General features: G+C 35.9%; 25 protein-coding genes. 15 read left to right on the forward strand and 10 right to left on the reverse strand.

Annotated features, from left to right (window positions below):
• Positions 1-91: 91 nt before the first annotated feature.
• The 3 genes from BUA76_RS13870 to gldB all read right to left on the reverse strand — a co-directional run bounded on the left by BUA76_RS13870 (position 92) and on the right by gldB (position 2,719).
• Positions 92-1,231 carry a cystathionine gamma-synthase gene (locus BUA76_RS13870; RefSeq protein WP_072885392.1) on the reverse strand — a complete coding sequence of 380 codons (1,140 nt, stop codon included), beginning with the start codon at positions 1,229-1,231 and terminating at the stop codon, positions 92-94.
• 120 nt (positions 1,232-1,351) lie between these two features.
• Positions 1,352-1,678, reverse strand: coding sequence for a gliding motility protein GldC (gene gldC, locus BUA76_RS13875; protein ID WP_072885393.1), 327 nt, complete (start codon positions 1,676-1,678; stop codon positions 1,352-1,354).
• 60 nt (positions 1,679-1,738) lie between these two features.
• Positions 1,739-2,719: a gliding motility lipoprotein GldB gene (gene gldB, locus BUA76_RS13880; protein WP_083573239.1), complete on the reverse strand. Its 981-nt coding sequence runs from the start codon at positions 2,717-2,719 to the stop codon at positions 1,739-1,741.
• Positions 2,720-2,772: 53 nt separating this feature from the next.
• Here gldB and BUA76_RS13885 point away from each other — a divergent pair, with 53 nt between their 5' ends.
• The 7 genes from BUA76_RS13885 to BUA76_RS13915 all read left to right on the forward strand — a co-directional run bounded on the left by BUA76_RS13885 (position 2,773) and on the right by BUA76_RS13915 (position 7,246).
• Complete coding sequence (locus tag BUA76_RS13885) at positions 2,773-3,405, forward strand: leucine-rich repeat domain-containing protein (RefSeq protein WP_228408492.1); 633 nt, start codon at positions 2,773-2,775, stop codon at positions 3,403-3,405.
• 5 nt (positions 3,406-3,410) lie between these two features.
• Entirely contained in the window at positions 3,411-3,935 is a 525-nt protein-coding gene (locus BUA76_RS13890) for a GNAT family N-acetyltransferase (RefSeq protein WP_072885395.1), read from the forward strand.
• A gap of 61 nt (positions 3,936-3,996) precedes the next feature.
• Positions 3,997-4,788: an NAD(+) synthase gene (gene nadE / locus BUA76_RS13895; protein WP_072885396.1), complete on the forward strand. Its 792-nt coding sequence runs from the start codon at positions 3,997-3,999 to the stop codon at positions 4,786-4,788.
• Between the two features lie 164 nt (positions 4,789-4,952).
• Positions 4,953-5,453 (forward strand): ribonuclease domain-containing protein, encoded by a 501-nt coding sequence (locus tag BUA76_RS13900; RefSeq protein ID WP_072885397.1) that lies wholly within the window; start codon positions 4,953-4,955, stop codon positions 5,451-5,453.
• A 15-nt stretch (positions 5,454-5,468) separates the two neighbouring features.
• The gene (locus tag BUA76_RS13905) at positions 5,469-6,095 is read left to right on the forward strand and encodes a M12 family metallo-peptidase (protein WP_072885398.1); all 627 of its coding nucleotides are present in this window, start codon (positions 5,469-5,471) and stop codon (positions 6,093-6,095) included.
• A gap of 2 nt (positions 6,096-6,097) precedes the next feature.
• Positions 6,098-6,406: a barstar family protein gene (locus BUA76_RS13910; RefSeq protein ID WP_072885399.1), complete on the forward strand. Its 309-nt coding sequence runs from the start codon at positions 6,098-6,100 to the stop codon at positions 6,404-6,406.
• A 243-nt stretch (positions 6,407-6,649) separates the two neighbouring features.
• The gene (locus tag BUA76_RS13915; protein ID WP_072885400.1) at positions 6,650-7,246 is read left to right on the forward strand and encodes a Crp/Fnr family transcriptional regulator; all 597 of its coding nucleotides are present in this window, start codon (positions 6,650-6,652) and stop codon (positions 7,244-7,246) included.
• 226 nt (positions 7,247-7,472) lie between these two features.
• Here the strand turns inward: BUA76_RS13915 and pafA are convergent, their stop codons facing one another.
• Entirely contained in the window at positions 7,473-9,119 is a 1,647-nt protein-coding gene (gene pafA, locus BUA76_RS13920; RefSeq protein WP_072885401.1) for an alkaline phosphatase PafA, read from the reverse strand.
• A gap of 228 nt (positions 9,120-9,347) precedes the next feature.
• On the opposite strand from pafA, the gene BUA76_RS13925 reads away from it, so the two are divergent.
• The 6 genes from BUA76_RS13925 to BUA76_RS13955 all read left to right on the forward strand — a co-directional run bounded on the left by BUA76_RS13925 (position 9,348) and on the right by BUA76_RS13955 (position 16,161).
• A complete protein-coding gene (locus tag BUA76_RS13925) occupies positions 9,348-9,671 on the forward strand; it encodes a hypothetical protein (protein WP_072885402.1) in 324 nt (107 codons plus the stop codon).
• Positions 9,672-9,715: 44 nt separating this feature from the next.
• Positions 9,716-10,255, forward strand: coding sequence for a GNAT family N-acetyltransferase (locus tag BUA76_RS13930; RefSeq protein WP_072885403.1), 540 nt, complete (start codon positions 9,716-9,718; stop codon positions 10,253-10,255).
• A gap of 72 nt (positions 10,256-10,327) precedes the next feature.
• On the forward strand, positions 10,328-12,040 hold the full coding sequence (locus BUA76_RS13935) for a S41 family peptidase (RefSeq protein WP_072885404.1): 1,713 nt from the start codon (positions 10,328-10,330) through the stop codon (positions 12,038-12,040).
• 417 nt (positions 12,041-12,457) lie between these two features.
• Complete coding sequence (locus BUA76_RS13945) at positions 12,458-14,287, forward strand: P-loop NTPase fold protein (RefSeq protein WP_072885405.1); 1,830 nt, start codon at positions 12,458-12,460, stop codon at positions 14,285-14,287.
• A gap of 92 nt (positions 14,288-14,379) precedes the next feature.
• A complete protein-coding gene (locus BUA76_RS13950) occupies positions 14,380-15,351 on the forward strand; it encodes an SDR family oxidoreductase (RefSeq protein WP_072885406.1) in 972 nt (323 codons plus the stop codon).
• Positions 15,352-15,375: 24 nt separating this feature from the next.
• The gene (locus BUA76_RS13955; RefSeq protein WP_072885407.1) at positions 15,376-16,161 is read left to right on the forward strand and encodes a helix-turn-helix domain-containing protein; all 786 of its coding nucleotides are present in this window, start codon (positions 15,376-15,378) and stop codon (positions 16,159-16,161) included.
• 176 nt (positions 16,162-16,337) lie between these two features.
• Here BUA76_RS13955 and BUA76_RS13960 read toward each other — a convergent pair whose 3' ends face one another.
• The 4 genes from BUA76_RS13960 to BUA76_RS13975 all read right to left on the reverse strand — a co-directional run bounded on the left by BUA76_RS13960 (position 16,338) and on the right by BUA76_RS13975 (position 21,507).
• Complete coding sequence (locus BUA76_RS13960; protein ID WP_029294870.1) at positions 16,338-17,264, reverse strand: malate dehydrogenase; 927 nt, start codon at positions 17,262-17,264, stop codon at positions 16,338-16,340.
• A 184-nt stretch (positions 17,265-17,448) separates the two neighbouring features.
• Entirely contained in the window at positions 17,449-18,000 is a 552-nt protein-coding gene (locus tag BUA76_RS13965) for a biliverdin-producing heme oxygenase (RefSeq protein ID WP_072885408.1), read from the reverse strand.
• Positions 18,001-18,027: 27 nt separating this feature from the next.
• Entirely contained in the window at positions 18,028-20,220 is a 2,193-nt protein-coding gene (locus tag BUA76_RS13970) for an ATP-binding protein (protein WP_072885409.1), read from the reverse strand.
• 273 nt (positions 20,221-20,493) lie between these two features.
• The gene (locus tag BUA76_RS13975) at positions 20,494-21,507 is read right to left on the reverse strand and encodes a nucleoid-associated protein (protein ID WP_072885410.1); all 1,014 of its coding nucleotides are present in this window, start codon (positions 21,505-21,507) and stop codon (positions 20,494-20,496) included.
• Positions 21,508-21,768: 261 nt separating this feature from the next.
• Here BUA76_RS13975 and BUA76_RS13980 point away from each other — a divergent pair, with 261 nt between their 5' ends.
• Entirely contained in the window at positions 21,769-22,125 is a 357-nt protein-coding gene (locus BUA76_RS13980; protein WP_072885411.1) for a DUF7674 family protein, read from the forward strand.
• Between the two features lie 82 nt (positions 22,126-22,207).
• Complete coding sequence (locus BUA76_RS13985) at positions 22,208-22,603, forward strand: DUF7674 family protein (protein ID WP_072885412.1); 396 nt, start codon at positions 22,208-22,210, stop codon at positions 22,601-22,603.
• 84 nt (positions 22,604-22,687) lie between these two features.
• Here BUA76_RS13985 and BUA76_RS13990 read toward each other — a convergent pair whose 3' ends face one another.
• Together BUA76_RS13990 and BUA76_RS13995 are read right to left on the reverse strand one after the other, a co-directional pair.
• The gene (locus tag BUA76_RS13990) at positions 22,688-25,189 is read right to left on the reverse strand and encodes a cation-translocating P-type ATPase (RefSeq protein ID WP_072885413.1); all 2,502 of its coding nucleotides are present in this window, start codon (positions 25,187-25,189) and stop codon (positions 22,688-22,690) included.
• Between the two features lie 273 nt (positions 25,190-25,462).
• Positions 25,463-26,794 (reverse strand): T9SS type A sorting domain-containing protein (locus tag BUA76_RS13995; protein ID WP_143149915.1); only part of this gene is annotated, 1,332 nt, incomplete at its 5' end.

The following is a 26,794-nucleotide window of genomic DNA, read 5'->3' on the forward strand; positions in this document are numbered from 1 at the left end:
ATCATAAATACAATTCGACGAAGTCAAAAAGCTCCAAATAAAAAGTATATGTTGCTTTTCGATGTAAATCAAATTGCTTCTAAAAATTGAATTACGAAAAAGCTCTTTCCAGATCTGCGATAAGGTCTTCCGCGTCTTCAATTCCGACGCTTAAACGTACCAGATCATCGGTAATTCCCAACTCGGCACGTTTTTCCGAAGGGATGGAAGCGTGGGTCATTAAAGCAGGATGATTAGCCAGAGATTCTACTCCACCCAATGATTCAGCTAACGTGAATACTCTTACTTTTTCCAAAAATTTAATGGCATCTTCTTTTTTACCGGATTTAAAGGTAAAAGAAACCATTCCGCCAAAATCCTTCATTTGGGATTTGGCAAGCTCATATTGTGGATGAGATTCCAAGCCTGGATAAATCACCTTATCCACCGCGGGATGAGATTCCAGGTATTTGGCAACAGCCATTCCGTTTTCCGAGTGTCTCTGAACTCTTAATGCCAGTGTTTTGATTCCTCTTAATACAAGATACGAATCGTGAGGCCCTAAAATTCCGCCGCTGGCAAATTGGATGAAGTGAAGCTTTTCGCCTAATTCCGCATCTTTTGCCACCAAAGCTCCTGCGATAACATCGGAGTGCCCACCAAGATATTTTGTTGCAGAGTGCATCACAATATCCGCACCCATGTCAATCGGTCTTTGAAGATAAGGTGTTGCGAAGGTATTATCAACCGCCACTAAAATATCTTTGCCTTTAGCGACCTCAACCACCGCTTTAATATCAACCAGTTTCATTAAAGGATTGGTTGGTGTTTCAATCCAAATCAACTTTGTTTTATCCGTAATAATATCGGCAAGTTTTGCAGCATCATCAAAGCTTACAAAGGTAAATTTCAGCTGATATTTTTCAAAAAGCCTGGTAAACATCCTGTAGGTTCCGCCGTATAAATCGTCTACCGCAACAACCTCATCTCCGGGGTTTAATAATTTTAAAACACAATCGATGGCCGCTAAACCTGACCCGAAGGCCAGACCTCTCGCTCCGTTTTCAATGCTTGCGAGAGAATCTTCCAATGCCTGCCTTGTAGGATTGGCTGCTCTTGAATATTCGTATCCCGAATGTACACCCGGACTTTTCTGCGCGAATGTTGATGTTAAAAATACAGGAACATTTACAGATCCCGTTGCAGATTCATGGTGTTGCCCACCGTGTATTACTTTTGTATTGAAATTCATAATAATTTGCTTTTAGCTTATTGCTTCTGGCATTTGGCTTTTAAACCTTAATACCAAAAATTTATTATTCTGTAAGCGTTTAGCAAAGCCAGTTGCCAATTGCCAAACGCCAACAGCTTTTTACATTTTTATCGCTGATTTTACAGCAAACTCTTCTGCCATTTCCTCCATCCACTGCGCAACGTCTTCTTCACCCGTCGCTCTCTGATAGGTATTTCCGAGAGAAACTAAAATCTGGTGAATAAACATTTTCATCTGGTCTACCGGCATTTCTTTGGTCCAAAGATCAATTCTCAAAGCCTCCATGGCTTTGTCATCCCATACTGAAATCATGGTTGCTTTTGTTGCCTCCTTCTCAATTCCTCCGTCCTGAGCATTCCAGGTGATATTCTCGGGGATATGATTTTCATCCAATTCTACATCTATGGTAATCTGAGTTTTTCTCATAACGTTCTATTTTTTCTAATTTTCTATATCTATCTGCCGTATATTTTACAGCTTTATTCCTTATAATTTCGGTTTGTATCCCGACTGGTTAAAAATAACCGTAGCATCCGTATTCAGAAAATCCTGAAGTTTAATGTCCGGCTTTTGATTAAGATACGCTTTACAAATCTGCCATCCCGTGAAAATCCCGACCTGCGGTGAAGATTCATTATCAATCTCCGTATAAAATTTTGAGAACGGCCCGGGAGCAATGAAACGGTCTTCCAGCCTGTGATCGTCTCCAAAAATAATATTGTTCTCTACAAAATAATTCCAGATATTGGCTTCGTTGGCTACCGTCCATTCATATTGTTTCTGGGTATAGTTCATTTTCAGATAATCCGGATAAGTCGGCAGAAATGCATCTTTAAGAATCATAATCTTGCCATTAAGAATGATCATGTCTATAAATTTCTGATGATCAGGTGATTCTTTCACAAAACCTTCCGCAAAAATCTGGGCTATTTTAGGAACAATATTGTTGGGATTCATTGATTTTTGAAAATACATTTCAAGGCCTTTATAATTAGGATTTCCCTCTCCCATGAAGCCCGTAACATCTACAAACAGCAGATTTCCCTTCGGGTCGTAAAAAATGGGATCCTGAACCATCTGTAAGGCAGAGGAAAAGAGATACACTTTAGGGCTTTTGAATGCCGGAAAATAATATTTTATATGGGAGAACAGATCCTGCAGGTCTGTCTGAAGCTTTTTCTCGTCTATTTTAGCAATAGCTTCCTTGTAAATTTTTATTTCTTCCTGATCTGCTCTGCGCTTACCAAAATCGGCATCACTTACCGTTCCCTGGAACCACGGAAATTCTGACTTAAATTGTGTTAAAGGAAAATTCTGATCATAAAATTTTTTGGAAATATCAATAATTTCTACTTTTTCAGCAGGATTTTTCACTTCAACTTTCCATTTATTTTCAGGTTCTTTTTTACAGGAATTTAATCCCAAAATGAATACTGATGAAAGTGCAACAATTCTGAAAATCTTCATATTTTTACATGAAATTAAGTCTACAAAAATAGTGATTTCAAGATAAAACGATGATGAAAAATAAAATAATATCCGTATTGCTTTTGATTTCGGCGTTCCCGTTTCTCAATGCCCAACAACTTGTTTTCAAAGATAAAAACTTTGAAAAAGCCGTGATTGAAAATTTTGATCTTAATAAAGACGGAAACATTATTCAGCTTGAAGCCGACCGCGTTGAAAACCTTTTTCTGGTAGGAAAAGGCATTACGACAGCAGAAGATCTCCGGCATTTTAAGAATGTCAAAATGGTCGTGCTGGATGATAATGCAATCCCTGCACTTTCCGTTAAAAATATGGATCACCTTCAGCTGTTTTCCTGTACCCGGTGCAAGATTTCCAGATTCAGTGCAGAAACTCTCAAAAACCTCACCTCTCTGTATCTTGATGAAAATAACATTGAAAATATTTTATTCAAATCAACTCCTGCGATTAGCCAATTAACCGTATCTTTAAATAAAATTAAAGTAATCGACATCAGCAGTCTCAAGAATCTTAAAAGTATAAACCTGGAACATAATCTTATCCAAAAACTGGACATTTCTCAAAATCTGAGTTTAGAGACCCTGAATGTAAAACAAAATCCCCTCCGGGAAAATGATATTAAAAAGGGAGCTAAAAACGTGATCATTTTTGGATTTCAACAATAATAAAAATGCAACTGGAAACCGAAAGACTGATCCTAAGAAAACTTGAAGAAGCAGATGCTGAGCGTATGTTTCTGATGGACTCACGCCCTGAAGTCATGAAATACATCGGAATGCCTCCACTTACCGACATCCGTGAAACTGAAAATATAATCACCATAATCCGGCAGCAGTACGAAGATCATGACGTAGGAAGACTTGCCGTGATCGAAAAGGAAAGCGGACTGCTGATCGGATGGAGCGGACTAAAATTCCTTACGCAAGAAGTGAACGGCTACAAAAATGTGTATGACCTCGGTTATCGTTTCCTCCCTGAATACTGGGGAAAAGGTTATGCCTCAGAGTCTGCAAAGGCTTCGCTTGATTTTGGCTTTAATGGTTTAAAAATTGATACCATTTACGCTCATGCTCATTCTGAAAACCATGCTTCCAACCATGTTCTGAAAAAACTGGGTTTTGTAAAGACAGGAAAGTTTTCCGAACCGGACGGAATCTGCTTCTGGTATGAGCTGAATCGTAAAAATTATCTTTAATAATTTTTTCAAAACATTTAATTTTGAAATTCTTTTATCAACAGATTAAAAAAATATAACAATGCAGACACAAAAAGTAATAGACCATATTGTCAACTGGCTTAAAGATTATGCGGTAAAAGCTAATGTAAAGGGATACGTAATCGGTGTTTCGGGTGGTGTGGATTCCGGAGTGGTTTCTACGCTTTGCGCGATGACGGGACTGGAGGTTTTACTTCTGGAAATGCCTATCCGCCAGAAAGCAGACCAGGTAAACCGGGCACAGGATCATATTGAAGATTTAAAGAAAAAATTTCCTAATGTACAGGGAAAAACCATTAACCTGACCCCGGTTTTCGAAAGCTTTGAAGGAACTGTTCATGATCATGTGGAAGGAAGATGGAGCAATAATCTGGCGCTGGCCAATACAAGATCGCGTTTCAGAATGCTTACGCTTTATTATTTCGGGCAGCTTCACGGACTTCTGGTCTGTGGAACTGGAAATAAAGTGGAAGATTTCGGGATAGGCTTTTACACAAAATATGGAGATGGCGGCGTTGATGTTTCGCCCATTGCCGATCTTTATAAAACCGAAGTGTATGAGCTGGCAAGATCGCTCAACCTTATAGAAAGTATTCAGAACGCCATTCCTACAGACGGGCTTTGGGATGCAGACAGAACTGATGAAGACCAGATTGGAGCAACTTATCCCGAACTTGAAAAAATTCAGAAAGATTATGGTACAAAAGCCGTTGAAGATTATGAAGGCCGCGATAAGGAAGTTTTCATGATCTTCGATAGGATGCATAAAGCGGCAAAACATAAAATGGTTCCTATTCCGATCTGTGATATTCCGGAAGAATGGAGAGGATAATTTTTAATGAAACAATTTGATAATGTAACAATGTACAGTTTACCAATGTAATAAAGTGAGCTTTCAAACTCTGAGGATCATTAGTTATTTATTAAAAAATATTACATCTTTTAATTTTTACATTGTTACATTCTTAGATTGTTATATTTTTTAAATTAAAAGCTATGAACAGCAAAACAAGATCCCTGTTTTTCATTTGCCTCGGACTTCTTTTCGGGATGTCGGTGATGTATATTTACCGGAATTTTATTGAAGATAAAAAAGATCATGCAAAGCCTGTTGTAGAATACAGCAGTGCCAGATCTTCAGCACCAGACAATTCTGTCCAACAGCAACAATCTATAGATCAGCTTACGGAACAGAATACAATCATCCGGTTTGTTAAGCAAAATCATAAGCTTCCGGACTATTATATTACTAAAGGTGAAGCCCGAAAAATGGGATGGAAACCTTCTGAAGAAAACCTTTGCGAAGCATTGCCGGGAAAAGCAATCGGCGGAGACCGGTTCGGGAACAGGGAAAAAGCTTTACCTGAAGGACAAATCTATTTTGAGGCCGATGTTAATTATCATTGTGGAAACAGAAATGCAGACCGAATTATTTATACAGAAAACGGTGATGTCTATCTCACAAAAGACCATTATAAGAGCTTTAAAAAGCAGTAAGCTGTAATAATAGAAATGATTAAACATATTTTCAGATTCAGGATTATTCTAATTTATATATTGTTTTTATATGTTTTATCTTCGTGCTCGGAAAAAAAGGAAATAGCAACACAAGAGAAAAAAGTCATTACGATTTTAGTGCAACCTTTTAAAGACACGAATTCCGGAGATGTAGAATTGTTGGTGAGCAAAATTAAGGAAGTATATCCAAAAGTAAGGACACTCAAACCGATTGATTTACCGAAAAATGCTTATTATAAACCGAGAAATCGTTACCGTGCAGACTCTATTATTTCTTTTTTAAGCAAAAATACAAGCCTGGATTGTGTAACGATTGGCTTAACTACAAAAGATATCAGTGCAGCCAAAGGAAATATAAAGGATTTTGGCATTATGGGATTAGGTTTCAGGCCGGGAACTGCCTGCATTGCATCAAGCTTCAGGTTAAATAAAAAAAACCGTAATGAACAGTTTTTTAAAGTTGCAATACATGAGCTTGGACACACCCAGGGACTGAAGCATTGTCCTGAAAAAAAATGTTTCATGAGGAATGCAGAAGGTAAAAACCCAACCGATGAGGAAACGGAATTTTGCAAAAACTGCAAACAAATATTAATGAATAAAAACTGGAAATTCAGTTGAATATGAAAACAATATATATCGATTTTACAGACATAGGAGATTATGAAGACTTTTATGCACAATTAAAAGAAAAACTGCCCCTTCCGGAATATTTCGGAGATAATCTGGATGCACTTTCGGATATAATTACCGGCGGACTTGAAATGCCGCTTCATATGGAATTCGTTAATATGACGGTGGATCAGCTCGAAATTTTTGAAGATCTTCTTACCGTACTGGAAGATGCGGAAGATCAGAAGGATGAATTTACTTTTACGTATTTTCTGGAGCAATACGATGATGAAGACGAATCTGAAGATGATAAAGGTTAATTTTTATATTCTATAAATATAAAGGCAGTATACAGGTTGTGTGCTGCCTTTTAGATTTACCCGGTTGGTATTAACTCATCAATAATAAGCTAAAAGGTTGTTATCATACCGTTCATAATAGGTATTTCAATTTTTAGAGTTATTCGCTGTATCTCCCTGTATAAGGCATGTATGTGGTATTAATAAATTTTTAATCAACATGTTTATTTGTTAATTTTATCTCAAACAAATAACAGTTAGAATATGATCATATGCGAAAACCTCTTGTTTTCCCATGGCGCTGAGCAACAAAATTATAATTCCGGTGAATATATCTTTGAAGAAGAGAGCACTCCGAAGTATTATTTGCAGATAAAAACCGGTACTGTAAAAATAAGCAGCTTCCTGGAAGACGGTAAAGAGTTTATCCACGGGATACCTTTCGATGGTCATTGTCTGGCCGAGACCTATCTTTTTCATGATAAAAAATATGCGGTAAGCGCCATTGCCGTTACCGACTGCGAAATTATAAAACTTGAAAAAAATAAGCTGATAGAACTTCTTCTGAAGAAACCTCAGCTGATTTTCAGCATGTACTCTTATACAGCAGACCGCATGCGTTATAAACATATTACAGCAGCGCCGTTTTCTTTTCAGGATCCCGTAACAAAATTACATGTTATCCTGAATCATGTAAAAAATCATTTCGGATTTAATGACAAATTTTCTTTTCATATTCCTTATACCAGACAGCAGCTTGCGTCACTCACAGGAATGCGGATAGAGACTGTAATCCGGGCCATCAAAAAGATGGAAAAACAGAATATGCTGAAAATAGACGGCACCAAAATATTCGTCTGAATAAAAAATCCTTAACAAATTTGTTAAGGATTTTTTATGCTCATTTATTTTTAACCGCAAAAGAGACAAAAGTTATTGTAAATCTTCGTTAATAAAGCTTTCAAAAGAATAAAAATCAAAGATTTTTAAGACTTTGATCTTTCAATCTTACGCAATGATAAGCTTTAAAACTGTATTATTCTTTTGTACCTTTTGCGGTAAAAGCTGAGACAGTTTTTCAAAAAAATTATTTTCCGATTACTTCCGTTATGGGATTTCCTATATTCCCGCTTGGAAACTGTATTTTCAGTAAAGAAGAAACCGTAGGAGCAATATCCGTCATGAAATATGCATTATTGCTTTCGCCATGTTGAATTCCCCAGCCCATAAAAATCAAAGGAATATGAGAATCATAAGAATTCCATACGCTATGCGTTGTTCCTGTTTTAGAATAAGGCGGAAGCATGGAATCATGCGAGATCAGCTGAATATCTCCGCTTCGCTGTCTGTTGATCCCGTTGATAATTCTTTGTTTAATCGGTTCCGGAATTGTAGACTGCTGCACTTTCGTTACTGAAACGGCGTAAAGGTCATTCGGATCATTTTCAATTTCCTCAACGGTAAAATCTCTTACCGCATCCAGATCAAGTTTATGTTCTTTCAGAAGTTTCCTGTCGAAATAGATTTGATAATTATCAATGGCATTAATAAGTTTATCAACTCCGAATTTTTCTTTCAGCTTATCATTCATATTTTTTTCCATTCCGTCGCCAAAAAATCCGGTATTAATTTTATGTTCCTGCAGAAAGCCTACAGAATGTGCACCGCCGTGATCTGCGGAAAGAAAAACAGTATACTGGCCTTTTCCTACTTTAGAATCAAGATAGTTAAAAAATTGTGCAAGATCCTGATCCAGCCTTAAATATACATCTTCCACCTCAATAGAGTTGGGCCCGAATTTATGTCCTGCATAATCTGTGGAAGCAAGATTTACCGCCAGCATATCCACCACATCATCACTTCCCAGCTTTTCTCCTTCTATTGCCGCTTCTGCGAGCTTCAGGGTGAGCGTATTCCCGAATGGTGTGTAGCGGATATTATCTTTTTTGTTTTTATAATCTGCAGCCAGATTGCTGTAAGGAAAAACAGGTGTTTTTGCACTTCCCAATAATCCTTCCCACGCAGAATTGTCCGGAGAGCTTTCGGTGTACTGATCAATGGGAAGAAGGGTATTCCAGCCATTCGCAACCAGTTTTTCAGGCATTTTCTGTGCATTGAATGCTTTTATCCACTGCGGAAGATCATTCATATACCAGCTGCTTGTGATAAAATCTCCCGTAGAATCATCAAACCAGAAAGCACCATTCGGAGTATGACCTGCCGGTAAAATCGAAGCCCTGTCTTTGAGGGAAACGCCGATTACTTTACCCTGAAAATTGGTTGCCATTCTCAATTCATCACTGATAGTGGTTGACCATAAATTCTTCGGGGAGTGGCTTCCCACTTTTGCATTGGTAGTCCCAACAGGTTTTACCGAATCATCTGTGGTACAGTACACATTTTTGCCGGTTTCCTTATCCGTCCAGTCATTTCCCGCAATACCGTGAATGGCAGGAACCGAACCCGTATAGATGCAGGCGTGTCCCAATGCCGTAACAGTGGGTACATACGGAATATGAACATTATTCAGAGAATAACCCGTATTGAGTAATCTTTTAAAACCATCATTGCCGTATTTGTTGTAATAACGGTATAAATAATCCCATCTCATCTGGTCTACCACCAGCCCTACCACCAACTTTGGCCTTTCTAATCTGGAATTTTTAATCTTCTGCGCGTTGATTGCCGTTACAGATAGTATAACTGCCGTTGCAATCGAAATTTTCCTAAGCATTGAATTACATTTTATTGTGAGCAAATTTACGGGTTTTGAATTTTTGGTATATGAAATTTTGTTTAAATTTCAGTTTCCGATTGCTTATAGAATGTATTATACGGTATTTATCAGTTTTAAATTGGTAAATAATTGTCTTAAAAAAGTTTAAGGTACATTATTTGTATGGAGTTTGTTTCAAATTAGTTAAATTTGAGAAATATCAAATCCTTATTAATACACAGAAAAATGAAACTTCTCCGACCTTTCCTTTTATCAGTTTCCATCATTTTATTTGCATGGCTTTTTATAAGCAATATCAACCTGATCAATGTGGCCACCACACTCAACGAAGCTGAAATCAATTCGGAGATCAAAAAGGTAAATGAATTTACAGATATTGCACGCCTTAAGGAATTTGCAATTGAGAAGATCAACTATATGGAAACCATCAGAAACAGGTTTGCTGAAAACGCGATGATCAGGGTAGCTGTAATTTCGGTTCTTATTATTTTACAGGTTTTGCTCTATGCAACGGGCGGTAATATGTTCAGCACCAAAACTACGCGCTAGGACATTCATTTCAAATAGAATCAATCAATATTCTCATTTTATCAATGGAGATACGAAAACTTGAAAATCTGTCCGGCAATCCCATACTGGATTGGGGTTTAAACGGTTACACGACCGATAAAATATATGTAGTATCTGCTATTGAAGCAGGAAATACTTTTGAATTTAGTTTAAGAGAAAAAAAACAATCGTACAATAAAGTATGGAACAGCAGTGAGGAGGATTTTGACCGTCTGAATGCTATGATCAGCCAGGGACATTCTTTCGGTGTGTTTGATAACGGTGAGCTGATAGCCTGGGCTGTGTGTGATTTCAGAGTCTGGAACAATAGTCTTTTTATTGAAACCCTGTTGGTAAGTGAAGATTTCAGGGGACAAAATATAGGAAGACTGCTGATTAAAGCAATTAACCGCGAAGCACGAGAACTGCAATGCAGAATGGTAGAACTCGAAACCCAGAACACCAATTATTACGCAATTAAATTGTTTCAGAATGCAGGATTTGCCATTACAGGGATCAATACTAAATTATACAACGATTCTGCTGAAACGGCGATTTTTATGAGCTTTGATCTGTTATCATAAGACAATCAGCCATTATGGTAATAAATAATTTTTATTAAAATATAATGTTATATTTATAAATTACTTATTATCATGAAAAAAATCACATTTTTTATACTATTTTTAGTTGTTCAACAATTTATTTTTGCCCAGAAAAATCAATATGCAGATTTCATTAAGACATGGAATTTCGTAAAATATTATCATCGCGATCTTGCCAGTGGAAAAAACGATGCTGATAGTTTGTTTTTAGTCAATATCGAAAAAGTTAGGCCAAACCAGAATTTCAACGAAATCATTACTTTAATAACACAGAATTTAAACACCCAATTTTCTTCGCTACCTATTATTGATAACAATAAGGATATCCTTTCTGTTAATCAAAATTTCGACTGGTTTCAAAAAAATAAAAAGATCAGTAAGGAAAACAAAAACCTTTTGAACAGCATCTACAAAAACCGCTTTGATTACGGGCTTTTACCAAAAGGAAAATCAGTAAATGATGAAAAAAAATATTCTTTTGCTAAAGAAGAAAATCTTCCGCTGAAATACAGATTATTGGCCATGGCAAAAATACAGGGTACTGTTGATTATCTTTTTCCACACAAATATTTAATGGATAAAAATTTCGATTCTTATTTTACTATTTTACTGGATGAAGCTGTACAATCATCAACCCGAAAAGATTTTGAGAAGGTCCTTGCCAAAACCATTTCCCAATTTCAGGATAGTCACGCTTTTTCTTTTTACCGTGAGCTCAATTACAAAGACGGGATATTATTCAATGTTTCATATTATTCACCATTTGATTTTCAGATTGTGGGAGATCATTTGTTGGTTACCCATCTTATTTTCCCTGAGATATGCAGTAAAGCCCGTATAAAAACGGGTGATAAAATCACGGAAATCAATGGAAAAAAAGTCTCTGAAATTATTAAGGAAAAAGGGAGATTGCTTTCGGTTTCCAATCATCAGAAACTAATATACGTTCTTTCAACCTACGAGTATAATTTGATCTGGCCGGATAATTTACCAAAGAAAACTTTAGCGGTACGCTCCGGTTCCAAAAAATTCTCTACAGAAATTGAATTAATCAGTGCTGCTGATAAATCACAAGTTTCCGTTCTCGCTAATTATATCAATAATAAAAATGGCAAAATAAAAAACCGGTATTTGATTAATAAAGATATTGCTTATTTTAAAACCGATGCAACGATGCATTTCATGGAGAATGTTGACGACGATAAACTAGATGCCAAAATGGACAGCATTCTGGAAGATGCCTCGCATAAAAAGGCCATTGTTTTTGATATGAGGGGTTATCCGGATTGGGGCGGCTTCGTTTTTTATTATGTTTATAAATACTTCTCGCCTGTCGAAAATTATTTTTACAAATATTATGAACCTAATTTGAAAAATTTAGGAACCTTTAATCTCCGGGATCCCAAATATAATTATCCGCAAATTGAAAATAAAACAACCCATTCCTATTCCGGAAAAGTCTTTATACTTGTAAATCCCGATACACGCAGTGCCAGTGAATGGTATTCTATGAGCCTGCAGAAAATTTTCCCACAATCGATAACAATCGGGCAGCAAACTTCTGGTGCAGACGGAGATGTGGTTAAAATCAATCTACCGGGAGATTATCTTCTGGAATTTACAGGAAATGGAATCTTTTATCCCGATAATACACAGACTCAGCAAAAAGGGATCAGAATCAATGAATTGATACAATATACAGATCAGGATATTCTTGATAACCGTGACCTTGAGTTCGAAAGGGTTTTAAATTCACTTCAATAATTATCGACAAAAACTATAAAAAATTGACTTTTCTATAGAAATCGCAGGCCGGGAGAATGGAATTCCGGCTTCGGATGTTGCGAACGATCTGGTGAAAGCACTTCAGGAAGATATTTATGAAATTCGTGTTGGAAATACAGGATTGTTATACGATAACTTCTTTGCCGCTTCCGAAGGTGCTTTTGCCAACTTTAACAATTATTAAATAAACTGATCGAAGTTCCATTTCATATATTTTTCTCATGCGGCTTTTTCCGTGGGAGATTTAATATTTATTAGCGTTGATCTATTAATATAAAGACCGATGGTAATTAATGACAATAACTATATTTTGTAATTTAACTTATATTTTTTATGTATATAAATCTTAATACAGAATTAGCATTATAAAATTTAATAATTTTGAAAATAAAAATAGTGGAATACTTAGAAAAAGTTGTTAATCAGTATTTAAGAATGAACACCAGTTATGCAACAATGATTACAGGAGACTGGGGAACAGGTAAAACATACTTTTTTAATACTACATTAAAAAACCAAATTGAAAATACAGAAACCATTTATGATGCCTCAAAAAAATACAAGGCAGTGCGTATTTCTCTCTTCGGCATAAAATCTATTGATGATGTTCAAACACAAATATTATTGTCTCTTTATCCAATTTTAAAAGATTCAAAATTTAAATTAGGTTCATCAATTGCTAAAAGTTTTACTAAAGGACTTCTACATTTAAAAGGTTTAGGGGATTACACAAAATATGTAGATGAAATAACTGTCTCTTCAAGAAATATTGTAAACTTTAATGAATTAGTTTTTTGTTTTGATGATTTTGAAAGAATTAGTAATGATTTGAGCTTTGAAGAGGTTATTGGCTATATAAATTCATTAGTAGAATTAGAGAATATAAAAATAATAATTTTAGCAAATGAAAATAAGATTAAAGAAACAAATTATGCAACTTTGAAAGAAAAAATTATATGCAATACAATTGAATTTATTCCAAATATAAAAGAGTGTATTTTAAGTATTGTAAAAAATAAGTATAATTCACAAAAAGTTTATAGTGAATTTCTTATAAATAATATTGATTTTGTTATTGAAATTACAGATAACTACAAAAATCTCAGAACAATAATTTTCGTATTTGACTATTTTCATAATATTTTTTCCGAAATCGAAATGCAGTTTAACTCTAATGTTTTATTGGAAAAAAAGAACGAGATTCTATTATATTTATTTAGATTGACTTTTGCTTTATCAATTGAATATAAAGAAGGTAATATTACATATAAAAAAAGAAGAGAATTAGATAAAAAAAACTTTCGATCTGCTTTTTGGAATAAACAAGAGAAGGTAGAAGTTGAAGAATCTTTTAGAAATAAATTTGAAAAAAAGTATTTTAATAATGTGAATTACACATTTCATGAATCAATATATACTTACATAACAGGAGCAAATATTTTTGACTACAAATTACTTTTTGAAGAGTTGCAAGAAACTTATCATATAGTTAATAATGAAATTCCTCCGCATTATATTGTATATAATCAATTAATAGGAATAAATGTTTATAATCTAACTGACAAAGAATATATACAATTAACTAAAAAATTAGTAGATTTTGCTTTTAAAGGGTTATACAAAATAAATGATTTTTTAACAATTTTTTATCTAATTTCAAGATATAATAATCCTTTAAATTTAAATTTAGAAAATTTAACTAAAAAATTAAAAAAAGCGATAGATTTAAGCTTAACAGATTACATTCCAAGTGATATACTTCAACTTCATTTAAATATTAATAATGAAGCTGAAAATAAAAATCATTTAAATGAGCTTAGAAAATATATTATTAAAAAAAATTACGAATTAAAAGATAAAATCGAAGCAGATGAAACTGAAAATATTATAAATCTATTTTATGATAACATTGAAGGTTTTATAAACAAATTTATTACAGAAGAGAAATATCTTTTTTTACCGATTTTTAATAAGTTTAATCCTAACAGAGTATATAGTTTTTACGAAAAAAGCAGTAACCAAATCAAGTTTAAACTTATACAATTTCTACAATATCGGTATAATAGCATGTACGGTAATGAGATAAAGATTGATTACGATTTTTTTTGTAAAATTAATGGAATTGTAAAGAAAAAAATTTCAAATCATACAAAAGCAGGGCTCACATTTGATCTTCTAAATCAATTTGAAAATGTTACAGATGAAATTAGGAAAAAACTTTCATAATAGCTTGGCCTCCACAACAAACCAAATTTGAACTTTACAACAAAATCAAAACTCCAGATATTATCCAACTTTGTACTGTAAAATTTAAATAAATGGAAAATACAAAGACAACAGTTTTAGTAACAGGAGGAACAGGATTTCTTGGAGTTCATACTGTACTGCAATTATTACAGCAAGGATATGAGGTGAGAACGACCCTTCGTTCACTTTCAAAAAAGGACAGCATCATTAAAGCCTTAGAAGAAGGAGGAATTTCGGATTTTTCAAAACTCGCTTTTTTTGAAACAGATCTTACCAACGACAACAATTGGGATAAAGCCGTAAAAGGCTGCGATTATGTGTTTCATGTGGCCTCCCCTTTCCCGGCTCAGGATCCGAAAGATGAAAATGAACTGATCATTCCTGCCAGAGACGGTGCTTTGCGCGTATTGAAAGCTGCCCGTGATGCCGGTGTGAAAAGAGTGGTTTTAACCTCATCATTTGCGGCAGTTGGTTACAGCATCAATAAAGAAAATTATGTTTTTACAGAAAATGACTGGACCGATCTCAACACAGAGCTTCCGGCCTATATCAAATCGAAAACCGTGGCAGAAAAAGCATCCTGGGAATTTATTGAAAAAGAAGGAAGCGGATTGGAATTATCCGTGATCAATCCGGTAGGAATATTTGGTCCTGCCATTGGTGGAATCACCTCTGCTTCACTCGATATTGCCGTTTCCGGGATACTGAATGGTAATCTGGAATACACTCCTACTTTCACCATGGGCGTTGTCGATGTGAGAGATGTTGCGGATATCCATCTCAAAGCCATGCTAAGTCCGGAAGCATCCGGAGAACGTTTTATTGCCACTGCAGAAGGGGTGATGAGTTTTTACGATGTTGCCGAATTATTTAAAAAAGAAAGACCGCAATATACTTCCCATATTAAAAAACTGGAACCGATTGGAAAGGAATTCTACAAAGAGGTATCCAATAAAAAAGCAAAAACAGTTCTTCACTGGAACCCCAGAAGCCGTGAAGAGGCATTGCTGGCAAGTGCTGATAGTGTTATGGCTCATTTATAGATTTATCGTATCTTTAATAACAGTATGAAATTCAACAATCTGCAATCGTGCCATTTAGGACCTGAAATTTCTCCGGAGCAGTTTATTCCGGAGCATTTCTTTTTGTTTCTGCTCAAAGGTTCGATGGTCGCTTATGACGGAAATAAACATTATCAGATACAACCCGGTGATTACTGCATTGCCCGGAAAAATCATCTGGTACGGTACACCAAATATAAAGACGAAGGGCATTTTGAAAAAGTAATTATAACTTTCGATGAAGCTTTCCTCAAAAAATTCCTGGAGCGCCATTTTTACACTGCTGAAACGGCAGATAACAGTGATTCATTTATCTTCATCAACGAAGATGATTTGGTTAAAAATTTTGTCCATTCTCTGGAACCTTATTATAATGGTACGGAGCAGCTTGATGATTATTTTGTGGATATCAAGCGTGAAGAGCTGCTGATGATTCTGTTAAAAAACAATCCGGATCTGAAGGATATTTTTTTCAATTTCAGTATTCCGCATAAAATAGACTTGGAACATTTCATGAACCAGAATTATAAATTCAATATCAGCCTGGAGCGCTTTGCATTCTTGACCGGCAGAAGCTTATCCACTTTTAAAAGAGATTTCAAGTTAATTTTTAATATGGCTCCCGGCAAATGGCTCATTAAAAAACGTCTTCAGGAAGCCTATTTTCTTCTGGATAAGGAGCACCAGAAACCTTCGGATATTTATGTTGATCTGGGTTTCGAGGACCTTTCCCATTTTTCTTTTGCTTTTAAAAAAGAATTTGGAGTTTCGCCCTCTGAGCTGCGGGGTTGAGGTTAATCAGGACATTAAATTTTTATTGGGCAAAATTTATATGATTTAAATACGATTTCAGATTAAAAACTTTATCCTGAATGATATAGGAGAATCAATTTAAAATTTCAAAAAAAATAGGAAAGCCGCACTCTCCGGGTGCGGCTTTTATCTATAAGATATGTAAAGTCTGTTTATTAAAACTTCAGATCTCCATTCACTTCTCTTACCGCGTTGGCAGCTTCAGCGAATTTCAACTGCTCTTCAGCAGTAAGCGTTACGTTTACGATTTTCTCAACACCGTTTGCTCCAATGATGGCAGGAACACCAAGGCAGATATCGTTTTGTCCGTATTCACCTTCCAGCATTAATGAACAAGGGATCATTTTTTTCTGATCACAGGCGATTGCCTGAACCATTACGGAAACAGCAGCTCCCGGAGCGTACCAAGCAGAAGTTCCCAATAATTTGGTAAGCGTAGCGCCTCCTACTTTTGTTTCTTCGATTACATATTTTTGTTGTTCAGCATCAAGGAATTCAGTTACAGGAACCCCGTTTCTGGTAGCTTTGCTCAATAGAGGAAGCATTCCCGTATCACTGTGAGCGGCGATTACCATTCCGTCTACATCTGAAATAGGAGCTTCTAATGCTTCAGCCAATCTGTATTTGAATCTTGCAGAGTCCAGCGCACCACCCATTCCGATAATTTTATGCTTAGGAAGACCGGAAGTTTTGTGTACAAGGTAAGCCATTGTATCCATTGGATTGGAAACTACGATGATGATTACCTCCGGAGAATGTTTTACTAAATTTTCAGTAACTTCTTTTACAATTCCTGCATTAATCCCAATCAGTTCTTCTCTTGTCATTCCCGGTTTTCTTGGAATACCAGACGTAATAACCGCTACGTGAGAACCTGCAGTTTTGCTGTAATCTCCTGTTGTTCCGGTAATTTTCGTATCGAATCCGTTCAGAGATGCGGTCTGCATCAGATCCATTGCCTTACCTTCAGCAAATCCTTCTTTAATATCTACCAAAACCACTTCCGAACAGAAGTTTTTCATTGCGATGTATTCTGCACAGCTTGCTCCTACAGCGCCTGCACCTACTACAGTTACTTTCATAATATGTCTATTTATTGTTTTTTAATCGCATTATGGAACTTTGCAGTTCCATAATATAACTTTTTTGAATTATTTGTTTAGTTTAAAATTGAAAACTCCCAAATTTAACAATTCCTGAAAAATTGAGCAATCTTTCAGGAATTTAATTATCTTTAAAAACGTTATTTGGAATATAAAAAGCTATTTAGTTGATATTGAGTAGAAATGTATAAAGCTTTTTGGCCCCGGATAGCACCTCATCATAATTATTTTCATGAACTTCAGCATCAAGGGTTTCTTTAAAGCTTTTCCACATTGTTCCCGTATTTTCGTGGTAGCAGCCGAAGAAATTGAAAGTGACATCATCAAATCCATCCGTTTTTGAAAGCTGTTTGGCAATTACGTTTCCGCCCAAAGTAGAGCCTTCAATAACATACATCGCTCCGAGAGCTTCATGAAGACTGATCAATTCCAGTTCATTTCCGGCAACAACTTTTTCCAGCAGAAGGCTTTTAAGATCTTTTTCAATTAAAGGAAGTTTTTTTCTGTCGCTAAGCTGCAGCTTTTCCGAATATTCATCAAGCTCTTTAAATATTTTATCTTCAGAATGCAGCAGCATCAGGTAATTGGTGCGGATTATTTTTTTATAATCTTCGAGAGTAAATGTTTTACTGAAAATTTTTTGTGAGTTAAAAAGTTTTTCGGCAGCATCATGATATGCTACCGTATTTTGTTTTAGATATTCTGATACAGTCATAAGGATTTTTTATTCCCTTAATAATCATTAAGGTTTTTTAAATGTTAGGATAAATGAAGTGCCCTCCGGAGAACTCTCGTACTCTACATTGCCTCCAATTCTCTTCATAATTCTGTGCACAATTGATAATCCTACTCCGTTTCCTTTGAACTTTTTGGCATTGTCCATCCTGTTGAAGATTTTAAACATCTTGTGCTTATTTTCTTCAGGAATACCGATTCCGTTGTCTGAAATTCTGTAGATTACCGTCTCGCCCTGTTCGGTTCCTTCAATTACCACCACCGGTTTTTCCTGCTGGGAAGAGTATTTTATCGCGTTGTTGATGATATTTAAAAATACCTGATGGAGCATTGTTTTATCAGCAAGAACTTCCGGACATGCTTTAATAATGACTTCACTTTTCGGAGTTCCGAAAGTAATTTTGGCATTTTCGCAGATCTTTTCAATGGTTTGCAGTGTTTCAAGTTTTTCAAGCTGAATTTCACTGTGTTTGGCCCGGCTGAGCTGTAAAACGTCATGCATCATTTCCGCCATATTGTCGATCTCTTCAATGATGGAATTGATCTTATTACGGCTTTTCTCAGATTCGTCTATCAATGTTTTAAGAAGCATCTGTGCATTCAGCTTCATCACGGTAAGCGGTGTTCCCAGATCATGAGAAATGGTGTATGAAAAACTGTCGAGTTCTTCATTTACTTTTTTAAGCTCGTCATTAAGCCTTTTAATGGTATTATAATCTTTGTGTAATGCTTCTAAAATAAGGTCCCGTACAGCCTGAAGCGCCAGAATATTCCTGGAACTCCATCTTTTAGAACTTCCTTTAATATCTTCAGTAAATATTTTAAAAGAGGTCCTTGGCGAAACCATCATTTTTTCTTCTCCGTCGTTATTCACCACCTCAATTTTTTTCTCCGGATTCCCTGCCCAGTTGATGTGTTCGTCAAACTCTTTACGGAACCAGATCAGGACATTGTTTTTATTTCGTTCCATGAAATAGATAACTACACCTGCTGCCCTTTCATCAAGCCCAAGTTGTTGTCCGTAATCTTTAAGAAAACTTCGGCTCAGGTAAATATTGTCTTCAATATTTCCATGGGCCCACTTGGTGATATTTTCAATGGCAGACGGATCAGGTGTAATGCCGTCCATAATAGTATATTCATCCGCAATTACTGCAAGACCGTCGGCATCAAGAAGATTTCTTAGTTCTGCCTTATTTTCCGTTAAGGATTCAAGTAACGTATCGTGTTTTAAAAATTCCGCTTTTAGACGTAAAACCTCTTCATTAAGCTGGAGGCGGTAATTCAGATCACTTTTCGATTTGAAAGATGAAAAAGCATTGGATGCCAGTGCCGTGAAAATCCCGGCCTGCACACGGTCTTCGAGATCAATATGTTTCGGCTCGGAATTCTGGCAGGTAACAAGACCCCAGAGGTAATCATCTATGATAATGGAAACACTGAAGCTTGAAGACGCTCCCGAATTTTTAATATACTGTCCGTGAATAGGAGACATTGCCCTTGAAGTTGAGTATGTAAGGTCTATACTTTCCTTCATCTTGCTTAACAGCGGTACTGGCTCTGCATGGACATTGCTGAAAATTCTTTTTCTTTTTTTAAGGTACAGTTCCCTCGCCTGGATAGGGATATCAGATTCCGGATAGTGAAGTCCCAGATAGCTTTCCAGGTTATCATTTGTTTTTTCTGCAACAACTTTCCCGGAGCCGTCCATCATGAATTTGTAGACCATCATACGGTCATAATTCACAATTTTAGATAATATATTAAGGAGTTGATCCCAAATTTCCTGCTCATTTTCAACAATATAAAAATTATCATATTTGTTGGTAATCTGCTTATCAGGATTAACAATTACTTTTTCAAATTCAAGAAATATATTTCCCTTATTTCTGAATGCCGAAAAATGATATTGCTCGCTTTCAATAAAAATTTTATTAAAAAAAGTTTCATTATCCCTTCTTGTAAAATCAGGTAGGGATTTAAAAATATCGGAGTTAATAATACTGTTGAAAGCTTCCGGAAAATCCGTAAGCTTTTTACCGAAAAGCTCTTCAGAACTTTCGATTTTAAAAATATCCTCAATATTCTTGCTGAAGAAAGTAATGGAATGAGATTCTGCGTCAATGCCAATCAGATAGCCAAAACTTTGTATGTAGCCCGGAATATGGATAGGCTCTTCATGACACTCTACAAAATTCATATAATACTTTGATCAATCAAATATAAAAAAAAAATTAAAGGTGTGGTACTATTTTAGATGAAAGAAATACCACAAAAAAAATTTTTTGAATGAAAATTAAATAAAATCTTTAAAAAACTTTTAAAATATTACAATCTAGTTCTAAATTTTAAATATAAAAACCTCACTTACAACATTATAAATATTTTTATTTAGACTTATTTTAAAATAGCAAAAACTTCTGCCGGAGCGGCCGATCCGTTAATAATTCTGCGAAATGCAAAGACATTACCATTACACTTCTTTCTCAAAGTACAGCATATAATACTTTCCTTTTTCATCTTCTCCCTGCGCAATTTTCTGTCGGTCGCCATGGATATAGATATGGAAATTCTTATCTAATTTAATGATGCTTTTAAAATGCCTCTGGGTTTTCTTGACAGCTGTTTCATTGATCGGGAATTCTTCTGCGATATTGATCTGCATATCCTGCTCATAATCGGTTTTAAAATTCACAAAACTTTCAATAACATGTTCGTCCTGAAGCACTTCCTTATTAAAATCATCCAGGTTAAATTCTTCTTTTTCCTTGAAAAAATTAATGGATTTGTTAAGAAAATCTGCCTGATCTGCCCTGGAAACTTCAAATTCCTGAGGCAGTTGCTTGGTAATATAATCTTTATATACCATCAACGCTTCCTGAGTATGGAAATATTCGTCATCACGCTGTTTTACCTTCAGAAAATCTTCAAACCAGTAATACATATCCCCGTTTTTATTGTTGTCTACTACAGAAAGTATGTACCCCGTTTCTTTATCATTATTGTAAATAAGCGCTGCTTTATCAATCTTAGAAAGACTGATACCCTGATCTTTTTCGATCACAAAACTGTCTTGCTGAGGAGAAATTTTAAGGAAGGATTCTCTTTTTTCCATTTTAAAGATCCCGATCTTGTCGACTTTCTCAGTGCCTTCTCTTTCATCTTCAAAATAAATGATAAATAATTCTCCTCCCTGCACTCTTGGATTTTCGGCTGCTTCAAAAAGATGTTTGGCAATATTTTCAGCTTCCCAGAGAAATTTGGCTTTGTCATCAAAAATTTCAGATACGGAACTGTAGACCGGGTTATTCACCAGATAAGAATCGCTGTAAAAATGAAATGTTTCTTCTGATTTGAAAGATCCGAGAAAATAATTCTCCAGGAGCTCTGCCATTCCTTCATCAAGCTGAAGCTCTTCCTGAGAAAGCATTAACGATTCTCCGTTGATCTTATTTCCGACTCTGTGCATTACGATTTTTGAAAACATCTCCTGAATATTTTTGGACTGCAAAGATATTAATAATATCAGAGAATCAGCACCATTTCGTTTTGATAAAAAATCTTGTTAATTTGAAGTGTTTTTCCTTATATTCAAATAGCTATATTTAAATAATACACTGATTATCAAAACAATACAATACAACATCCCACACAGATTTGAAATTTGGCATCATGATTGTGAATATCTTTCTGATAGCTTTCAACTATTATTTTAACTATTGTTAAATTTTTTAACCAACCACAAAATATGAACTACCTACAAGCCACTCAGGAAATAACCATTGCGATTCCGGAAATCTGCAATGATCTTAACGAAAAGAAAATAGAGAACTCTTATCACATCATCGGTTTTTTAACGGATAAAGTAAAAAGCATGATCCGACAGAATAATATCAGCTGTTTATTTAAATGCCTTGGAAAAATGAACGAATTGTACAACAAAGGTGATAAAATGATAAAAAATGCGATTGAAAATTCTTTTGTGTATTCATTGGATAACTGTACCGCTTTCTGTGCTAAAGAATACCGTGATCTGATCTTCAGCCATCTTTCACCTGACCTTCAAAAAGTGTATGCCAGACAGATTTATAGCCATAGTATCTGATGATATTTTATTTTCAGACTGTTTTACAGAATTAATAAACTTTGGTACGGTTTTCGTTTAAATAAAGTACTTGAAATTAATTATGATGAATGCATCAATGCAAACTATTGATCAAAAAATAGCTGTTGAATATTTAAAGTTTTTTTACCCGCCTTTGCGCACCGAGATTTCCCAACTTTCCGTACAGGATAATTTCGCAGGTATTATTCAGGCCACGGTCAATTATTTGAAAAGCCTGCTGTTGGAGGCAAAAATAAATATCATTTCCCATCATATGAAGCTCATGCATTTGATTTACCGAAACGGCAATTCTTATATTAGAGATATTATTGAAAATCTTTTTGTAAGGTCTTTTGAAAGTTTTAAAAAACATGCTAAAATTCAGCATTGGAAACTTCTTTATCAATATATGCCGGTAAGCTTTCAGGAAATTTATGATGAGCAAAGAAAACAAGACCAATTATTTTTCGGAAAATAAATATTTATAATAAACTTCGGGCGGAACCTTTGGTTCCGCCCGAAGTTTATTATAATCCATAATCTATTTATGGTACTGCCGATATCAAGCTGAAATTCTTTTAGCAAATTTATAAAATTCAAACCACAGCACTGAAACCGCAGCTGTACCAGCTACCATCAATAGCTCATTGATATCCAGAGACGTTACATTGAAAAACCTGGAAACAGGATCTATATATAAAATAACAAAAAGCAGTATCAATACCAATACTGTAATCCCTGCAAGCAGCGAATTACGATTTTTAAAGCTTTCTATAAAGCTGTAATAGAAAGACCTGTTTACAAGACTAAGCAATATGTTGGCAAAAATCAGGGTACTGAAAACGAGTGCCCTGGTTTTAAATTCATCATTTCCAAGGTAGACTGAATATTGGTAGATACCTAATACTCCGCCCGTTATTACCAACCCCTGAATAATACTTATAGTAAGTTCTTTCCAGTTCAGGAAAGTATCCGTAAGCTTTCTCGGGGGATGATTCATGGTATTTTTTTCCATAGGTTCATTTTCATAAACAATAGAGCAGGTAGGTCCCATAACCAGCTCTAAAAATATAACATGTACCGGAGTAAAAATACCGGGAAATGCCCAACCCAAAAACAGGGGCAGCGAAACGGTAAGAATAATGGGAATATGAATAGAAATAATATACTGAACGGCTTTTTTAATATTGGCGTAAATTCTCCGACCGGCAGCAATCCCAATTACCAATTTTTCCAGGTCATCATTCATAAGCACCATCGCTGCTGCCGATTTGGCAATTTCAGTACCCTTGCTTCCCATAGCTACCCCAATATGTGCTGCTTTTAAGGCAGGACCGTCATTTACACCGTCTCCAAGCATGGCTACTACCTGCCCCTGCTTTTTTAAAGCAGTGATTATTTTAAGTTTTGCTTCAGGAAACATTCTTGTAAATATGGTCCTCTCTTCTGCAATTTTCATTAATTCTTCTTCTGACGCCAATGTAACTTCGCCACCGTTTACCGCGGCCGTACTGTTTTTAATTCCCGCCTGCAGGGCGATAGCCTGTGTTGTATCGCTATTATCTCCTGTAATTACTTTTATTTTAATCCCCGCATTATAGATCTGTTCCAATACTTTTTTAATTTCTTTTTTAGGAGGATCATAAAATACTGTTAATCCAAGGAAGTCAAAACTAAAATCCTGTTGTTTTTCCGGGAAATTATTTCCTTCAAAGCCTGACATCGCCACTCCCAAAACCCGGTATCCCTGTTCTCCGAATTTTTTTACTACCCCACGTATTTTAATTTTTTCTTCTTCTGAAAGTCTGGAAACATTAATGATAGCTTCCGGCGCTCCTTTCGCAGCAACAATTCTTTCTTTCTGTTCATTTTCAAACAGATGGGTCATCATCGGAGGCTTACCTTCCAACGGATATTCATGAAAAAGTTTATAACTTTTCCTTTCATCATCAGGGCGGTTCTGTTCATAGGTTTTGTGAAGCGTAATTTCCATAGGATCAAAAGGAACAGGCTCACTGCTCCACATAGCATAATCAATCAGCTGATTTAGCTTTTCCGACTTAAATTCTTCCTGTTCATACACCGCATCTGAGCGGTAATCATAAAGATATTTCAGCTGCATGGCATTTTCAGTGATTGTTCCTGTTTTATCAGTGCAGATTACCGTTACACTTCCCAAGGTTTCCACAATACTGCTTCGCTTGATGATGATACCGTTTCGCATCAGCTTCCAGGCTCCTAATGCCATAAAAGTTGTGAAGGCTACAGGAATTTCCTCCGGAAGGACGGACATAGCCAGCGTAAGACCGTTCAAAATGCTGCCAAGAAAACTTCCCGTTTTGATGAAACTGAAAGTACAGACCGCCAGAAAAATAATAATTCCAATGATCGCCATTCCTTTTACAAACTTCCCGATCTGAATCTGTAACGGCGATTCTTCTTCTTTGATATTAATAATAGACTGTCCAATTTTTCCTACTCTCGTTTCTCTGCCAATACGCTCTGCCTTATACACTGCAAGACCGGAAACGGTAACGGTTCCGCTGAATATCTCATTATCTTCCGATTCGCTATCTTTAAATACTGAGTAACTTTCTCCGGTAAGAGAAGATTCATTGACTGAGAAATCATTACTGTGCACAATTCTTCCATCTGCGTTAATGAGATTCCCTTCTTCAGTAATACATAAATCTCCTAAAACAATTTCAAAAGTCGGAATTTCTACAATTTTTGAATTCCGGATTACTTTGCTTAAGGGTTCATTAAGTTTTTCCAGTTCTTTCAGCGCTTTTTTGCTGCGGTTATCCTGGTAAAAAGATATTGCCGTAACAGCAACTATGGCGACAAACATGAATAGCGCTTCACCGTAATCTCCTATCAGAACATAAATAAATGAAACGCAAATCAATAAAATGAGCATTGGCTCCTTTAGAATGCCGACAAGAATATTCATCCATGTTTCTTTCTGAACTTCTCCCAAAGTATTGTATCCGTATTTTTTTCTGGAAAATTCAACTTCGGCTTCTGTAAGTCCTTTTAAGTTTTCAGGTATATTGTAATTCATAGCAAATGAATAGATTACTAAAGTTAAGAATTCTTCTTTTAAATACTGACATTATCTCACTTTTGTGAACAAATCATTTTATTTTAGAAGACTATTAAATGAGTTATGAATTCTGTGTAAAATTAGTCTTATCTATACTCCTGAATTTACGGAACCATTTATAGCGGTTTATGAAATATTTCATAATATCTAAGATCAATAAAAAGGGACTGCCTAAAATTAGACAGCCCCTTTATTATAATAATTTATTCTAATAATTAGAACGTATGAAAACTATTTCTTAATGAATTTAAAGGTTTGCATACCATTATCTGTAAATACCTGAATCAGATATACTCCCTGAGGTAAAGCTTGAACATCAATGCTTCTTTCCCCTGATTGTAGTTTCTTTTCAGTTACTTTTCTTCCATCTGCAGCAAAAATTACTGTTTTGGTGATTACTTCCTGTCCGCTGAAATTCAAAATATCTCTTACCGGATTAGGATAAATCTGAAGCTGAGATTTTGTTTTTGTATTATCAGCAACACCAAGAGTAGTATTAATTGCCAATACTGCCAGAGAAGCTGTAGACTCACAAGATCCTATGGTCTGTGTAGCATAGTAAGTAGTATTGTGTACTAAAGCTGTGCTTAGCGGCAGGCTGTTTACATGATTTTGTGCATCTGAAGATGAAGCATACCATTTGATATTCGTACCCGTCACTACCAAAGCACTCAATGTGCTTCCAGGAGCAAAATTCTGAGGTGAACTTCCTGTCGGAGCAGCTACCGGAGCCGATTGTGTAATAGTGAATGTTCTTGTTAACGTACATGCATTAGCATCAGTAACTGTCACGGTATAAGTTCCGGCGGATAAGCCTGTAGCCGTTGCAGCCGTTCCTCCCGATGGAGACCATGAATACGTATAAGGTGCTGTTCCTCCTGTAACGTTGATTGTTGCTACTCCTGTTGATCCGCCATTACATGCGATATTCGTCTGCGAAGTAGTTGCGCTAAGAGCCGTAGGCTGCGTTACCGTAGCATTAACTGTTGCTGTACATCCGTTAGCATCCGTAATGATTACCGTGTAGGTTCCGGCAGCTAAGCCTGTTCTGTCTTCAGTGGTGATTCCACCTCCCCAGTTGAATGTGTAAGGTGCGGTTCCTCCTGCCGGAGTTAAGTTGATGGCTCCGTTGGAAGCTCCGTTACATGCTACATTCGTTACTACTGTTGTTCCGCTTACTGCACTTGCAGGTTGTGTAATAGTAAATGTTCTGGTTAACGTACATGCATTAGCATCAGTAACTGTCACGGTATAAGTTCCGGCGGATAAGCCTGTAGCCGTTGCAGCCGTTCCTCCCGATGGAGACCATGAATAGGTATAAGGTGCTGTTCCTCCTGTAACGTTGATTGTTGCTACTCCTGTTGATCCGCCATTACATGCGATATTCGTCTGCGAAGTAGTTGCGCTAAGAGCCGTAGGTTGAGTTACCGTAGCATTAACTGTTGCTGTACATCCGTTAGCATCCGTAATGATTACCGTGTAGGTTCCGGCAGCTAAGCCTGTTCTGTCTTCAGTGGTGATTCCACCTCCCCAGTTGAATGTGTAAGGTGCGGTTCCTCCTGC

Source organism: Chryseobacterium takakiae (genome assembly GCF_900129385.1).
In the GTDB taxonomy this organism is placed as follows: domain Bacteria; phylum Bacteroidota; class Bacteroidia; order Flavobacteriales; family Weeksellaceae; genus Chryseobacterium; species Chryseobacterium takakiae.

Excerpts from the sequence above, each read along its gene's own strand:
- BUA76_RS13990 (WP_072885413.1), bottom strand. The coding sequence starts at position 25,189 with ATGAATTACAATATACCTGAAAACTTAAAAGGACTTACAGAAGCCGAA.
- pafA (WP_072885401.1), bottom strand. The coding sequence starts at position 9,119 with ATGCTTAGGAAAATTTCGATTGCAACGGCAGTTATACTATCTGTAACG.
- BUA76_RS13960 (WP_029294870.1), bottom strand. The coding sequence starts at position 17,264 with ATGAAAGTAACTGTAGTAGGTGCAGGCGCTGTAGGAGCAAGCTGTGCA.
- BUA76_RS13980 (WP_072885411.1), top strand. The coding sequence starts at position 21,769 with ATGAACTACCTACAAGCCACTCAGGAAATAACCATTGCGATTCCGGAA.
- BUA76_RS13955 (WP_072885407.1), top strand. The coding sequence starts at position 15,376 with ATGAAATTCAACAATCTGCAATCGTGCCATTTAGGACCTGAAATTTCT.
- BUA76_RS13925 (WP_072885402.1), top strand. The coding sequence starts at position 9,348 with ATGAAACTTCTCCGACCTTTCCTTTTATCAGTTTCCATCATTTTATTT.
- nadE (WP_072885396.1), top strand. The coding sequence starts at position 3,997 with ATGCAGACACAAAAAGTAATAGACCATATTGTCAACTGGCTTAAAGAT.
- BUA76_RS13900 (WP_072885397.1), top strand. The coding sequence starts at position 4,953 with ATGAACAGCAAAACAAGATCCCTGTTTTTCATTTGCCTCGGACTTCTT.
- BUA76_RS13970 (WP_072885409.1), bottom strand. The coding sequence starts at position 20,220 with ATGAATTTTGTAGAGTGTCATGAAGAGCCTATCCATATTCCGGGCTAC.
- BUA76_RS13870 (WP_072885392.1), bottom strand. The coding sequence starts at position 1,231 with ATGAATTTCAATACAAAAGTAATACACGGTGGGCAACACCATGAATCT.
- BUA76_RS13905 (WP_072885398.1), top strand. The coding sequence starts at position 5,469 with ATGATTAAACATATTTTCAGATTCAGGATTATTCTAATTTATATATTG.
- BUA76_RS13985 (WP_072885412.1), top strand. The coding sequence starts at position 22,208 with ATGATGAATGCATCAATGCAAACTATTGATCAAAAAATAGCTGTTGAA.
- BUA76_RS13965 (WP_072885408.1), bottom strand. The coding sequence starts at position 18,000 with ATGACTGTATCAGAATATCTAAAACAAAATACGGTAGCATATCATGAT.
- BUA76_RS13935 (WP_072885404.1), top strand. The coding sequence starts at position 10,328 with ATGAAAAAAATCACATTTTTTATACTATTTTTAGTTGTTCAACAATTT.
- BUA76_RS13885 (WP_228408492.1), top strand. The coding sequence starts at position 2,773 with ATGAAAAATAAAATAATATCCGTATTGCTTTTGATTTCGGCGTTCCCG.
- BUA76_RS13950 (WP_072885406.1), top strand. The coding sequence starts at position 14,380 with ATGGAAAATACAAAGACAACAGTTTTAGTAACAGGAGGAACAGGATTT.
- gldC (WP_072885393.1), bottom strand. The coding sequence starts at position 1,678 with ATGAGAAAAACTCAGATTACCATAGATGTAGAATTGGATGAAAATCAT.
- BUA76_RS13910 (WP_072885399.1), top strand. The coding sequence starts at position 6,098 with ATGAAAACAATATATATCGATTTTACAGACATAGGAGATTATGAAGAC.
- BUA76_RS13890 (WP_072885395.1), top strand. The coding sequence starts at position 3,411 with ATGCAACTGGAAACCGAAAGACTGATCCTAAGAAAACTTGAAGAAGCA.
- BUA76_RS13930 (WP_072885403.1), top strand. The coding sequence starts at position 9,716 with ATGGAGATACGAAAACTTGAAAATCTGTCCGGCAATCCCATACTGGAT.
- BUA76_RS13915 (WP_072885400.1), top strand. The coding sequence starts at position 6,650 with ATGATCATATGCGAAAACCTCTTGTTTTCCCATGGCGCTGAGCAACAA.
- gldB (WP_083573239.1), bottom strand. The coding sequence starts at position 2,719 with ATGAAGATTTTCAGAATTGTTGCACTTTCATCAGTATTCATTTTGGGA.
- BUA76_RS13975 (WP_072885410.1), bottom strand. The coding sequence starts at position 21,507 with ATGTTTTCAAAAATCGTAATGCACAGAGTCGGAAATAAGATCAACGGA.